This window comes from Chelativorans composti (assembly GCF_039541695.1).
GTDB classification, from domain to species: Bacteria; Pseudomonadota; Alphaproteobacteria; order Rhizobiales; family Rhizobiaceae; genus Chelativorans; species Chelativorans composti.
The window spans coordinates 308,879-322,293 of the sequence record NZ_BAABGS010000018.1 but is presented as its reverse complement, the minus strand read 5'-3'; the positions used below and the strand labels follow the sequence as shown (position 1 = coordinate 322,293).

Genomic DNA, 13,415 nt, shown 5'->3' with positions numbered 1-13,415 from the left:
GGACTATCTGCTCGTCGCTGTATCGCGTCTTCTTCATATGCCTCTCACTCTCTGAGAGGCCATTGTCTCAAGTTACCTTGGATCGAAAAAGCCGGGACAGGTCAGTAGCATCAAAAAGTTTCGTAGAATCAAGTAGTTCATTTGAAAAATCAATTGCCGACCATCTTTCAAGTCTTAGTGCCGAAATTCTCGATTCTCTAAGAATCAAAACGCGACTTGCGTTACCAAAAGACCTTACGCCAATTTTCCAACGTTTAGATTTTCTCGGCGGCGAAAAGTCTATTTCACTTGATAGCAGGGGAGATGGAATAAAGGTAAGACACATACCATTGATTTTGAAATTTATTTCAGAAAAAAAACGATCTCTACAGCGGCAGGGAGCCGCACCTTATAGTTTTATTTGGGCTTACGAGGAGCCAGAGAATAATCTTGAGTTTGGAAATGCAATTGAGTTGGCTGCTCAATTTTCGTCATTTTCTCAGAATGTCGCGCAAATACTACTTACTACACACTCACCGGTTTTTTATGATCTAAAAAATACAGAGAATAGGAATGTTGTATGCTGCCATGTTTATCGGGAAAATGACGAGCGGGGGACAACTGCAACTACGCAGATTAACGATCTGGACGACAGAATGGGAACTGTCGCCATCTTGGCGCCGAGAGTGCAGGACTTGATTCGCAATGTGCGTGAACAGGCGGAGGCCAGCCTCCGGGCCCAAGAGCTGGCGAAACAAAATCGACCTAAGATCTTTGTAGAAGGTGAAAGTGATAAGATTGTACTGGAACGCTGCGTCAAAGCTTTTTATCCGGACTGTTCCAGTTTGGTTGATTTTGAGACGAAAGAGAGTGGGGGAGGTCACGAATTTGTCATCGACATGTTGCGCGGTTGGCGTGCGCACCACAAGCACCATCCCCAAAGACCACGAGCCGCTGGCATCCTTGATCTCGATGCTAATGAACAAAGGAAAGCCTGGAATAGAACGGAAGGGGTGATTTCTTCGGCGAAGTGCTTTTGTTACCCTAAACCTCCTCATATTATCCCAATATTGCAGGCCCATTACCGTTTACAGATAACTCTGGAACATCTTTATGATGAGGAGATTTGGGAATGGGCTGACTCCCAAGGTATGCTTGAGAGTCGCACACCAAGGGAACTGCTCGAAATATATCCAGAGGAACGTCTAGTAGCTCTTGTTCAAGGCGATGACTTTAGTCCCAGAATCTCTGGAAGGAAGGAAATTTTTGTCCGAAAAAAGTTCCGACTAGGAACGAAAGTTGATGTCGCAAGGCATGTGAGCAGGTTTAAAGATGAAGATGTTCATGCTCGAATGTGCTTCATGAAGCCATTCCTCTTTGAGGTGCTTAGTTATTTGGGTGTTCTTGGCGGAAACCATGAGAAAAATACCCCACCTGACGATACAGAAGCCGAGGCGGCGGAGCTACGTACGGCTGTAACGCAAGAGGCTTAGGCGCCGAGTTTCCCAACCCTCCCCGCTTTCCACGCCAGCGCCGCCCAGCCGGCGATCATCAACACGCCGCCGACGGGCGTGATGGCGCCGAGCCAGCGGGGAGCGCCGAGCGCCATGGCATAGAGGGTGCCGGAGAAGATCGCCGCACCCAGCACAAACAGCCAGCCGGGCAGGCGTCCCCACGCCTGGCCGGAAAGGCCGAGCGCCAGCACCGCCAGCGCGTGCCACATGTGATACTGCACACCGGTCTGCCACCAGGCGAGTTCCTGCGGGCCGACATGCGCGCGCAGCCCATGGGCTCCGTAAGCGCCCAGCGCAACCGCAAGTCCGCCCATCACCGCACCTGTGACCACCAGCTTCTTCCCGGCCATGCCCGACCCCTTTCCGTGTTGCCTTCCGCGCCATGATGGCTGCAGGGCTCAATGCACGCGGAAGGTAGACAATGCCTTGATCAGGAACAAGACAAGGGCGCTGCCCGGCCGCGGACGTGTGAGATGGACGCGGGAAACAAGAAAGCCCGCGCGAGGCGGGCTTTCAAGAAGGTCATTTCGGGTTTCCCCCGTACCGCTGTTGTCGGTCCCGGTCGGGAGGAAGGCCCCGGCCGGACGCGGAGCGCGTCAAAGGTCGCGGGCTTTCAGAGTGCGCCGTGCCGTTCGCCTGCCTTCCTGGACGGCTCGCTCCCCGGCAAGTCGGGGTGTGGTGAAGCGGTCGCTTCAGAAACTCGAGCGAAACGCCGGACCGCGTCAGCGCGTGCCGCCGCGGCGCAACGCCGGCTTCGGCATGCGGCGCGGGCGCGGCGTAACAGGCTGTGAAGCAGCTTCTTCCGCCTCCCTCGCCTCGCGGGCAGCGCGCAGGCGGGCTGTCTTGGCCTCGCGGGCTGCCACCTCCTGCTCGATGATCTCGCGCGCAACGCGCGTGGTCGTGTCCTGGCGTGTCTCGAAGCGGTTGGGCTTGGGGGTGAAAACTTGATCGATGAGCGTCTGGCTCATGGGTTCCTCCTCGGGAGTTTCTTGCGGGTTCAGAGGGAAAGCGGGGTTCGGTGTTCGCGGATCCGGGCGGTCCGGCACGGAAAGCCGGGTCCTCTCTTTAGACCGTTGTTTGCTGTCGCGGTCCCGGACGGAAAACCGGTGCCCACTTTTCCTGGGACCGATGTTTTGTTCATCGCGGTCCCGGACGGAAAACCGGTATCCACTTTTCCTGGGACCGCTTGGAAAAAGAAAAAAGGCCGGGGCGGACCCGACCTTCTTCCTTCAGATGGCGGTCCGGCGCAGAGCGCCTCGTCCGCCCTTCCAAACTGTTTGTCGCATTCCCGCTGCCGGACAGATCCGGCAGTGAAATGCGACGGGCGCCTAAAGGCTGCTGCCAGTACATCCGTGGTCAGCGGGCCGAAGCGCCAAACTTCGGTATAACCGGGGCCGGCAGGACGGGCATACGCCCGCCGGAATGCGGCTGTTTACGCGAGCTGCAGGTTCTGGGCGGCGAGCTTGCCGTTGCGGACGTCCCGCACGACCTCGAAGCTCAGCTGCTGGCCTTCGCGCAGTGTGCTCATGCCAGAGCGCTCAACCGCGGAAATGTGGACGAAGACGTCCGGCTGGCCGCCGCCAACCTCGATAAAGCCGTAGCCGCGGGTCTCGTTGAAGAACTTAACTGTTCCGGTGTTCATGATGCATCCCCTTCAATCGGATGTAGGTTCCCGCGCCCGGCACCGCGCCGGACGTTCGAGGAGTCGAAATTGAGAAGGAAGATCAGAGACGCGCCCGTGGGCGCCAATCCAAGTTCATCAACAAGTTCGATGACCTCTATCTAGGCGGCCATTGCGGCGAATACAAGGCGTGGGCGAAAATTATTTCAACAGGCGCGCATCGGTTGCGAATCGGCGATTCGGCGTGCCCCGCCAGACCTCCATCTCTCGTTACCCCGAACGACCGCGATGCGCATTCGTAAGAACCCGGGAACGAAACGCCCCCCCCTGGGGCAATCGGGAAAAGCGTGACCCGCTTCACCCCGCGCAGAATCAGCTGCCGGGGAAAATCCCAGTGTCCGGGAAGAGCCTGGACGCTTAGCCTGAGGGCGGGAAAGAGCAGCCTTTCGGCCGCAGGGAAAGGCCCCATGCCAAAAGCACGAAAGCCGCGCTAAGCGCGGCTTTTCGTGAGAGAAACTGGAGCGGGCGATGGGATTCGAACCCACGACCCCAACCTTGGCAAGGTTGTGCTCTACCCCTGAGCTACACCCGCTTTCGCAACACCGTCCGGCGCTGCAGGTGGCGCCTATATGGCTGAACTCCGGTCCGAATGCAACAGGGAAAATGCAGATTTTTTGGATGACATGTGAATGAGTTGCCGCACCCCCGCTTTCGGGCCAGCAACGGCAAGGCTTTCGCTTGCCAGAAAGCCCGCCGTTTGCCTAAAAACCCCGGATAAACAAGCGCGAGGGGACAATGCCGAAAACACCTGACGAGCTGATGCAGTTCCTCGAATCCCTGGGGATAACCGTAACCACCTACACGCACCCCCCAGTGTTTTCCGTCAGCGAATCACACGGCATCTCCGCGCAAATCCCCGGCGCGCACACGAAGAACCTGTTTCTCCGCGACCGGAAGGACCGGCATTTCCTGGTCGTCGTCGAGCAGGATGCCGTGGTGGACCTCAAGCAGCTGCATCATGTGATCGGCGCTTCCGGGCGGCTTTCCTTCGGCAAACCGGAAAAGATGATGGAGCTGCTCGGCGTGATTCCCGGTTCGGTGACCGTCTTCGGACTCATCAACGACACGAATCACGAGGTGACGGTGATTCTTGATTCGCACCTCATGGAGAGCGACATCATCACCGGCCATCCGTTGCACAACGCGGCGACGACGACGATTCAGCGCGACGACCTGCTGCGCTTTATCCGCGCAACGGGACACGAGCCTATGATCTTGAAAGTTTCGCAATGATCGCCACATCAAACTGCGGGCCTGCGGCCCGGGATGGGTGGACATCAAAGAGCTGGTGAAAGGGCAAGAATGAGCGACTGGAACAATCCTTATGCTGGCGGCTACGCCAATGGCGGAACGACCCAGACGAACGTGACGTTTGGCGCCGGGTCCGGCGGTGCGGCCGGTTTCTCTGCCCCATCCGAGGCCGAGCTGATCAAGGACACGACGACCGCCGCCTTCGCCGCGGACGTGATTCGCGAATCGCGCAACCAGCCCGTGCTGGTCGACTTCTGGGCGCCCTGGTGCGGCCCGTGCCGCCAGCTTGCGCCGGCGCTCGAAAAGGTGGTGCGCGAGGCACGCGGCCGCGTGAAGCTCGTGAAGCTCAACATCGACGAACATCCCGCCATTCCGGGCCAGCTCGGCATCCAGTCCATCCCTGCCGTGATCGCCTTCAAGGACGGCCAGCCGGTTGATGGCTTCATGGGCGCCGTTCCGGAAAGCCAGATCCGCGAGTTCATCAACCGCGTGGCGCAGGGCGGCGGCGGGCGTATCGAGGAGGCCCTGGCGGCAGCCGCCGAGGCGCGCGGCGCCGGCGACACCCAGACCGCCGCACAAATCTACGCCGCCATCCTGCAGCAGGATCCCGAAAACGTGGACGCGCTGTCGGCCATGGCCGACATGCTGTTCGAGGCCGGGCAGACCGACCGCGCCAAACAGGTTCTGGAGCGCATTCCCGCAGACAAGGCCGATGTTCCGGCCGTCGCTGCGGTGCGCGCCAAGATCGCGCTCATGGAAGAGGTGGCGAAGTTGGGCGACCCGGCTGAACTGGAGCGGCGTCTGGCGGAGAACCCGAGCGACCATCAGGCCCGGTTCGACCTGGCGCTGATCTGCAATGCGCGCGGCCAGCGCGACGCGGCGACCGATCACCTGCTCGCCATCGTGAAGGCTGACCGCACGTGGAACGACGACGGCGCGCGCAAGAAGCTGCTTGAGCTGTTCGAGGCCTGGGGCGTGACAGACAAGGCAACGATTGCCGGCCGCCGGAAGCTTTCCTCGCTGCTGTTCGCCTGATTCGCGGAACGGAGATTGGTGCGGACCGCCGCTGCGGCCGCCCTCCTCCACTGCGGCCAGGCTTCGGTGTGCATCTCGTTCCGCTTCAGGGGGTGCCAGTTCCGCTCAACACGGCTTGCGGTTCCTAGGCAGTTTCCGAGCGTCTGCAAGCCCTTCTCGCTTCGTGGCCCACGGAGATGACCGGCAAGCCGGTCCATGCGGGGCAGGCTGTTGCCTGAAACTTTGAACGGTCCTGTCCCGCTCGAACGAAGATCCTGGCAGCGATGGTTGCGGGAACCGCGCCGGTTGATTCCTGCCTCTGACAGAAACCTGGTCTGCAGCTTCGCGGAGCCGCCGGAGTGCGCGTCGCGGCTCCGATGGGACAAGCTAGCCACTTCCCCTGCCGCCGCGCTCCGCTTATTTGTGCCGAAGCATCCCCGGTTTGAGGCTGCTATGATTGCAGGCAGACAAAGGCCGGAGCGTTCCGCCCTGAACCGTCCGTGAGGTCATGCCGATGGAAGGCGCCCGCTCAAACAGGAATTCGGTCGATCCAAAGCTGCTCGAGCTGCTCGTCTGCCCGCTCACCAAGGGCCCGCTGGAGTGGGATCCGGAGCGGCAGGAGCTCATCTCGCGTCGCGCCCGCCTGGCTTATCCCGTGCGGGATGGCGTGCCGGTGATGCTGCCTTCCGAAGCGCGCGAGTTGCAGGACAACGAGTGAGCCGATCGCGCACGTGCTGACGGCGAGACGGAGCGCACGCCGTGCAGGCAGGCTCGACGCATGCCGTGCAGACAGGACACGACGCAAGCCGTTCGGGCCGAACGGAGGCGCGAAACGAGCGGGCGGGAATTCGGCGCTCGCTTTTCCCTCCCCGCCAGGCACGTTCCTGCCTGCGCCTGTGCGACCGGGAAGCCCTTTCCCGGTGCTTCGCGCACCCTCCTCATGCCAGCGCCTCGCCACGGTTCACCGGAAGGCGTCCTGCCGCCCCCCCCCTCAAACTGTTCCCATGCTTCCCCGCCCCGGCGCGGTTCAGGAGCGCAAGAACCGCTTCAATGAAAATTCCTCCCCTTCGGCATGACCGATGATACGCCGTCTGGCTTGCCCGGACCGGAAGCTGTGCAGGAAGCCGGGTCGGCGGATCTGGTCCAGCGGATCTCCTGCTGCCCCTCCTCCGCGGTCAGAAGATTGAGCCACGGGTTCAGGTTCTCGATCCGCTCGGCTATCACGTGGATGACGCCGGAGACGTTCTGCAGGCGGCCGGTGACGCGGATGAGGCGGGCCCCCAGCACCTCGGCCCGGAAGCGCTCGAAGACTTGGGTGCGGACGACGATGTTGGCCACACCCGTCTCGTCCTCAATGGTCATGAAGATGATGCCCTTCGACGTGCCTGGGCGCTGGCGGATGAGGACAAGGCCCGCCACCGACAGGCGCTCGCCGTTCCGCCTGGCTCGCAACACGGCGCTGGGGACGACGCGGCTGCGCGCCAGCCGCTCACGCAGGAAGGAGACGGGGTGGGCCTTGAGAGAAAGGCTTAAGGAGCGGTAGTCGCTCACCACGTGTTCGCCGGGGCGCATGGCGGGCAGGCTCACCTCCGGCTCAGCCTCGAACAGACCGACCTCACGCCGGTCGAGCAATGGCAGGCGGTCCGCCGCGCGGGTCTCGTCCAGCGCGTGGACGGCCCAGAGGGCGGCGCGGCGGTCGAGCCCGAGCGAGCGGAAGGCATCCGCCTCGGCGAGGCGGGCGATCACGCTCTTTGGCAGGCCGGAGCGCAGCCAGAGATCGCGCACGGAGGTGTAGCCGCGGCCGCGCCGGACAACGAGCTGTTCCATGTCCGCCTCAGAGAGGCCCTTGATCTGGCGGAAGCCAAGACGCACCGCATGGGCGGAGCGGATGACGGAACGCATCGGCCGGTGCTGCCGAGCCATGCGGCCCGGATCGAAGGGGGCCGGCTCCAGCGTCGAATCCCAGAAGGAAAAGTTGATGTCCGGCTCGCGAACCTCGACGCCGTGTTCGCGCGCGTCGCGGACAATCTGGGCCGGCGCGTAGAAGCCCATCGGCTGGGAGTTGAGCAGTGCCGTACAGAAGATGTCCGGATAATAGGCCTTGAACCAGGCGGAGGCGTAAACCAGGAGGGCGAAGGAAGCGGCATGGCTCTCCGGGAAACCATATTCGCCGAAGCCCTCGAGCTGACGGAAACAGCGCTCGGCGAAGTCGCGCGGGTAGCCCTTGCGGACCATGCTCTCGATGAGTTTTTCCCGATAGTGCTTGACCGCGCCGGTGCGACGGAAGGTGGCCATTGCGCGGCGCAGCTGGTCCGCCTCGCTGGAGGAGAAGCCGCCCGCGACGATGGCGATCTTCATGGCCTGTTCCTGAAACAGGGGGACACCCAAGGTCTTGCCCAGAATCGCCCGCAGTTCCTCGTTGTGGTACTCCGGTTTCTCCCGCCCCTCGCGCCGGCGCAGGTAGGGATGCACCATGTCGCCCTGGATGGGGCCGGGGCGGACGATCGCCACCTCGATGACCAGGTCGTAGAAAGTCTGCGGCCGAAGCCGCGGCAGCATGGACATCTGCGCGCGAGATTCCACCTGGAAGACGCCGATCGTATCGGCGCGGGAGATCATGTCGTAGACCGGCTTCTGTTCCTGCGGCAGGGTGGCGAGCGTATAGGGGCGGCCGTGCGCGTCGCGCGGGCCGTAATGGGCTTCCAGCAGATCGAAGCAGCGGCGCAGGCAGGAGAGCATTCCGAGCGCCAGGATGTCGACCTTGAGCAGGCCGACATTGTCGAGGTCGTCCTTGTCCCATTCGATCATCTTGCGCTCCGCCATCGCGGTCTTGACGATGGGAACGATCTCGTCGAGCCGGTCGCGCGTGATGACGAAGCCGCCGACATGCTGGGTGAGATGGCGGGGGAAGCCCATTATCTCGTTGGCGCGGTCGAACACGTGGCGGGTGAGCGGGTCGGACTGGTCGAGCCCGGCGGCCTTCGCCTCCTGCTCGCCCACCGGATGCCTGGACCAGCCCCAGATGGAGCCCGAGAGTGCGTTCACCACGTCCTCGGAGAGGCCCATGGCCTTCGCCACCTCGCGGGCGGCCGAGCGGCCGCGATAGGTGATGACGGCCGCGGCGAGCGCCGTGTTCTTCTCGCTGTACTTCCGGTAGATGTAGGCAATCACCTCATCGCGCCGGTCGTGCTCGAAATCGACGTCGATATCCGGCGGCTCGTTGCGCTCCTCGGAGATGAAGCGCTCAAGCAGATGGTCCATGATGTCGGGGCCAACCTCGGTGATGCCGAGGCAGTAGCAAACCAGCGAATTGGCGGCCGAACCGCGCCCCTGGCAGAGGATGCCCTGGCTGCGGGCGAATCGGATAATGTCGTAGACCGTCAGGAAATAACGCGCGTAGCTCTTCTTCCGGATGAGCGCGAGTTCCTTGCGGATGAGCGCCTCGTGCTGCGGCGCGAGGCCGCCGGGAAAGCGCCGCTTCACCCCCTCCCAGGTGAGGCGCTCCAGCTCCTCCTCGGCGGTGAGGCCGCTTTCGGAGACCTCGTCGGGATAGTTGTGCTGCAATTCATCAAGCGAAAAGGAGAGGGTTGCGGCAAAGCGCAGGGTCTCCTCCAGCGCGTGGGGGCAGTCGCGGAACAGGCGCCGCATGACCTCCAACGACTTCAGATACCGCTCGGCATTGGCCTCCAGCGCGAAGCCAGCGCGGTGGATGGTGGTCTTGAGGCGGATGGCGGTGAGCACATCCTGCAGCGGGCGGCGGGACTTCTCATGGTAGAGCACGTCGTTGGTAGCCATGAGAGGCAGGCGGGCGGCCTCCGCCAGTGCTGCTGCCTGGGCGAGTCGCCAACGGTCGTCCCCCCGGAATTGCGGCGCCACAGCGAGCCAGACCGAGCGGCCGAAAGCCGCCCGCAGCTCGTGCAGAAAGGCGAGGGTCTCCGCCGCCGGGAGGGCGAGCTCCGGCAGGACGGCGAGCGACAGGTTCGCGCCCCATTGCAGGAGATCCTGCCGGTAGAGGACGGGCGCGCCCTTGCTCGCCTCGTCGCGGAGATTGGCCTGGGTCAGCATGCGGCAGAGATGTGCCCATCCTTTCCTGTCCTGCGGATAGGCGAGGATATCCGGCGTGCCGTCGGCAAAGACCAGACGACTGCCGGGGTGATAGGCGATGCCGCAGGCCTGCGCCTGCTTCCAGGCGCGCACGACACCGGCCACGGTATTGCGATCCACAAGGCCCACGGCGCTGTAGCCCAGCTCATGGGCGGCCAGCACCAGCTCCTCCGGACGAGAGGCGCCGCGCAGGAAGGAGAAATTCGACTGGATGCCGAATTCCGCATAGCGCGGGCCTTGCGCGGCCCCGGGGCTTCCGACCGGCGCGCTCATGGGAAGAGCCCGTGCATGAACCAGCGGGGGTTGGCCCCACCGTCATAGATGCCCTCGCGGAACAGCCAGAAGCGGCGGCCCTCCGTGTCCTCGACGCGGAAATAGTCGCGCGGCAGGGTGCCTGCGGGCATGCGCCACCACTCCGGCTCGATGCGCTCCGGCCCCTCGGCGCGGACGACGCGGTAGAGCGCCTTGCGCCAGCGGAAGGAGAAGGGCGGGCCCTCGGGCACCTCGGCGGCGGCCTCGACCGGCTCCGGCCGCAGAAGCAGGCGGAGCGGGCGCAGCAGCGCGGCCGGCACCGCATCGAACTGGGTATCGGGTTTGAGAACTGCGCTGCCGGCGGTGGCGTAGCGGGCGGCGGACGGGGATTCCACCCAGACGCGGAAGGCGACGAAGCGGCCCTCGCGCTCAGGCATGTGGCTCTCCTCCGGTGAGGGCATCAGCACGGCGCTGTCGCCCAGGCGGGCGCGGAGCCGGTCGACCACGAGAGCGAAGCGCTCCTCGCCGGCCGAAGCCGGATCGCCATGGAGGTCTTCCTGCTTCTCAACGAAGGGGGCCGTCGAAGCCGCAGCGAGGCGGACAAGCTCAAAGCCTTCGCCGGGATCGAGACTGTTCTCGAGGACGGCGAACTTCTCCGCGAAAAGCGTACCGATGGCCTGCGGATCGCGCAGGGGGCGCGAGGTGCTGACAGCGATGCGCGTGACGGCGCCATCCATGCGGAACAGGGAAAGCGTGAGCTGGCGCGCACCCTCACCCCGACGCTCGAGGTCCTGCTTCAGCCGCCCGGCCAGCAGAAGCAGGAGGGACTGGATGTCCTCAACCAGGCTGACGGGCTCGGCGAGCCGCCGCTCGACGGACAGGGGCGGAACCGGAAAACGGGGCGAGATGGCCTCCTCGACAGTGCCCAGCGCCTGATCGAGACGGGTGACCAGAAGCTGGCCGAAGCGGCGCGCCAGCGGTCCGCGCGGAGCATCGAGCAGAGCGCCGACGCGGCGCAGGCCCACGCTTTCCAGCTTCGCGACCGTCTCCGGCGGAATCCGCAGCGCGGCAAGCGGCATGGGCGCAAGCGCATCGCGCTCGCCGCCCGGGGGGATGTTAGCGGAAGGACCCAAGTGGTTCGGACCTTCACAGAAATCCCGACCTGCCCTACCCCCTTGTTTTTCCGCGGTTCCGGACGGAAAAGCAGCACCCACTTTTCCTGGAACCATGCCTTGTTTGCCTGTCGCGGTTCCGGACGGAAAAGCGGTTCCCACTTTTCCTGGAACCGCTTTTGCCACAAACCGCGCCGCGGCCCAGGCCATGCCCTGCGTCGAGGCAAGGGCAGCACGGGCGTCGAAGCCCTGCCGGGTGAGGTGGCGCAGCAGAACGCGCAGAAGGGCATTCTCGCCGCTGAACAGATGGGCGCAGCCGCTGATGTCGAGCATCAGGCCGTCGCTGCCGTCGAGCGCGACAAGCGGCGTGAAGTGATCGCACCAGTCGGCGAGACGGCAGAGCAGGCGGTGGTCGGCTTCCGGATCGGCTTCCAGAACCTCGATGGAGGGGTGCATGGCGCGGGCGTCGGCGATGCCCATACCGGGGCGCAGGCCCAGCGCTTCCGCCGTCTCGTTGAGAGCGGCGATGCGCTGGGTGTTGTTCTCGCGGTGGCTTAACACCAGCGGCGGAACTTCAGCCTGCCTTCCGGCCTGACGCCAGCCCGTGCCATGGCGCTGGCGCAAGATGCGGTCCGTCGAAAGATGCGGCAGCCAGACCGCCAGCATCCGCCGCACGCTCCTCGCCTGCGTGAAGAGGTCTTCCCCGAACGGGCTGTCGTTCCTGAAAGCTAAGGTCATGGGCGTTCCATTCCAGCACGAAGGTGCCTTCCTTTCCGGTGCGGCTGCGCGTGAGAGTGACGGCGAAGGCGGGCGGACCGATGGAGCGCGAAACCGGGCCGGAAAACGTCCCCCGCAGGGACGAGGCGGCCGCCCCTACCTCAAAGCGGGTGGTGGCCGCGGTGGGCTGCGCCTTGCCGCCGTGGCGGATCAGGAAAAGGGGATAGCCCGCCGCCCGCGCGCGCAGACTCAGCCTGCGGGTGGCCGTGAGATCCAGCCGGGCGGGATTGCCATGCAGCTCCAGCAGGATAGCGGCGAAACGGTTCTGCACGGCAGCCTCCTCGGCCGCCCACAGGGCATCCTCGATGCGTTTCGGATGGACGAGCAGAAGCCGGTCCGGCGCGATGCCGAAGAGACGGGTGAAGCCCGTCGCATAGGGAAGCCCCGCCTCCATGAAAAAATGGGAGAGGCCGATCCAGAGCAGCGGCAGCTGCCCGTCCCTGCCGGCGAGCGCGGCCAGGGCCAGCGCGAAACCCGCCACCGCAGCGGCATCGCGGGTCTGGCGGCCGATGATTTCCGTCAGCGCAGCGCGGGGCAAGCCGCCGCCCAGCGCCATGTCGAGCCCCGCCACGCCCAGCCGGATGCGACCGGAATCCGGCGCATGGCGGCGGACCAGCAGTCCGGCTTCGGACGTTTCCGGCGCACCCGCCTGCACGCCTGCCATCTCCGGCGCGTCCCCCGTCCCCGGCGAGGACACAATCAAGTCCCTGCCCTCGCGCAGACCGCCACCCTCCAGCCGTTCGGGCTGGGTGCCTTCAATCCGCGCAATCTGCCGGCGCAGGGACAAAAGCAGGTCCTGCGCCATGGCCGGGGGTGCCATGGTCGTTCACTCTCTCATTCGCTGCGGGCATCCCGGCCTACCAATGCCGGACGTGGCCCAGGCTTGTTTTCGCTGTTTCGGACAGGGAGCGGTCCCAAACGTTTCCGAACCGTTCCGTTTGTTCACGTTATGTTCTTATGGATTCCAGAGGTCCGGCCCCGAGTCAAGCAGCACGTGCAGAGAGAAGGAGGATAGACCCGCGCGGCCTTACGCAGTAAGGAGACTGCAGATCGGGGATACTTCCGGCCGAGGCCCTGGCCTTTGCGAGAATCCTTCCCCAAATAGACTTTTACCACAGTCTCGTGAAACACTCGCAACCTGCAACAGAAAACGCTATATGCGGGCAAAGGATAAAAAATGGCACGCATATATAGAACAAGGTCCTGGCACGACCAGCTTTCCCCATCGCTTGAAGAACTCGAACTGCTGGCGATGGAAATCTATGCGAATCTGCCGGAACAGTTCCGCAAGCTGACCGGAGACATCGTGATTCAGGTTGCCGATTTTCCCTCCGAGGAAATCATGGACGACCTGGCTCTCGAGACACCGTTCGACCTGCTGGGCCTGTTCGAGGGGCGGGGCATTGCGGAACGCTGGAATCCCGACACCGGGATGGGACCGAATCGCATCACGCTCTTCCGCAGGGCGATCCTGGACTACTGGGCCGAGAACGAGGAAACGCTGGGCGACATCGTCGCGCATGTGCTGATCCACGAGATCGGCCACCACTTCGGCCTGTCCGACGATGACATGGTGCGCATCGAGAACAGCGCCGACGACGGGTATCTGTCGGGATCGGACTGATTTTCCCTGCCGGGCTGAAACAGAAAAGGCACGGACGCCCGCCCGTGCCTTTTCTCGTTCAGGGTCCTGCAGTTTCGAAAAAGAACCCCGGCACCTGGCCCTGGCCA

11 protein-coding genes and 1 tRNA gene are annotated in these 13,415 nt (G+C 63.7%); 5 read left to right on the top strand and 7 right to left on the bottom strand.

Translation table 11 applies throughout. From position 1 onward, the window contains the following. Positions 1-1,472: AAA family ATPase (locus ABD906_RS06920; protein ID WP_345098764.1), on the top strand; the 1,472-nt coding region annotated here is incomplete at its 5' end. Here the strand turns inward: ABD906_RS06920 and ABD906_RS06915 are convergent. The 4 genes from ABD906_RS06915 to ABD906_RS06900 form a co-directional block, all read right to left on the bottom strand. Continuing rightward, positions 1,469-1,843: a DUF423 domain-containing protein gene (locus ABD906_RS06915; protein WP_345098763.1), complete on the bottom strand. Its 375-nt coding sequence runs from the start codon at positions 1,841-1,843 to the stop codon at positions 1,469-1,471. The two genes, ABD906_RS06920 and ABD906_RS06915, sit on opposite strands and share 4 nt — an antisense overlap. Before the next feature lie 372 nt (positions 1,844-2,215). Then, on the bottom strand, positions 2,216-2,461 hold the full coding sequence (locus ABD906_RS06910) for a hypothetical protein (RefSeq protein ID WP_345098762.1): 246 nt from the start codon (positions 2,459-2,461) through the stop codon (positions 2,216-2,218). Between the two features lie 464 nt (positions 2,462-2,925). Continuing rightward, a complete protein-coding gene (locus tag ABD906_RS06905; RefSeq protein WP_345098761.1) occupies positions 2,926-3,135 on the bottom strand; it encodes a cold-shock protein in 210 nt (69 codons plus the stop codon). 496 nt (positions 3,136-3,631) lie between these two features. Beyond that, a tRNA-Gly gene (locus tag ABD906_RS06900) sits at positions 3,632-3,706 on the bottom strand. A 203-nt stretch (positions 3,707-3,909) separates the two neighbouring features. On the opposite strand from ABD906_RS06900, the gene ABD906_RS06895 reads away from it, so the two are divergent. The 3 genes from ABD906_RS06895 (at position 3,910) to ABD906_RS06885 (ending at position 6,157) form a co-directional block, all read left to right on the top strand. Next, complete coding sequence (locus ABD906_RS06895; RefSeq protein ID WP_345098760.1) at positions 3,910-4,407, top strand: prolyl-tRNA synthetase associated domain-containing protein; 498 nt, start codon at positions 3,910-3,912, stop codon at positions 4,405-4,407. A gap of 69 nt (positions 4,408-4,476) precedes the next feature. Next, on the top strand, positions 4,477-5,460 hold the full coding sequence (trxA, locus tag ABD906_RS06890; RefSeq protein WP_345098759.1) for a thioredoxin: 984 nt from the start codon (positions 4,477-4,479) through the stop codon (positions 5,458-5,460). A gap of 493 nt (positions 5,461-5,953) precedes the next feature. Further along, positions 5,954-6,157 (top strand): Trm112 family protein, encoded by a 204-nt coding sequence (locus tag ABD906_RS06885; protein ID WP_345098758.1) that lies wholly within the window; start codon positions 5,954-5,956, stop codon positions 6,155-6,157. A gap of 329 nt (positions 6,158-6,486) precedes the next feature. Here the strand turns inward: ABD906_RS06885 and ABD906_RS06880 are convergent, their stop codons facing one another. From ABD906_RS06880 to ABD906_RS06870, 3 genes are read right to left on the bottom strand one after another with little or no spacing between them, the layout of a single operon-like run. Then, positions 6,487-9,816 carry an error-prone DNA polymerase gene (locus ABD906_RS06880; RefSeq protein ID WP_345098757.1) on the bottom strand — a complete coding sequence of 1,110 codons (3,330 nt, stop codon included), beginning with the start codon at positions 9,814-9,816 and terminating at the stop codon, positions 6,487-6,489. After that, positions 9,813-11,573, bottom strand: a complete 1,761-nt coding sequence (locus tag ABD906_RS06875) for a Y-family DNA polymerase (RefSeq protein WP_378188338.1) — start codon at positions 11,571-11,573, stop codon at positions 9,813-9,815. The genes ABD906_RS06880 and ABD906_RS06875 overlap by 4 nt, the downstream gene beginning before the upstream one ends. Beyond that, positions 11,482-12,504, bottom strand: coding sequence for an ImuA family protein (locus tag ABD906_RS06870; RefSeq protein WP_345098756.1), 1,023 nt, complete (start codon positions 12,502-12,504; stop codon positions 11,482-11,484). The genes ABD906_RS06875 and ABD906_RS06870 overlap by 92 nt, the downstream gene beginning before the upstream one ends. Positions 12,505-12,861: 357 nt before the next feature. Here ABD906_RS06870 and ABD906_RS06865 point away from each other — a divergent pair, with 357 nt between their 5' ends. Next, the gene (locus ABD906_RS06865; protein WP_345098755.1) at positions 12,862-13,308 is read left to right on the top strand and encodes a metallopeptidase family protein; all 447 of its coding nucleotides are present in this window, start codon (positions 12,862-12,864) and stop codon (positions 13,306-13,308) included. Positions 13,309-13,415: the final 107 nt, after the last annotated feature.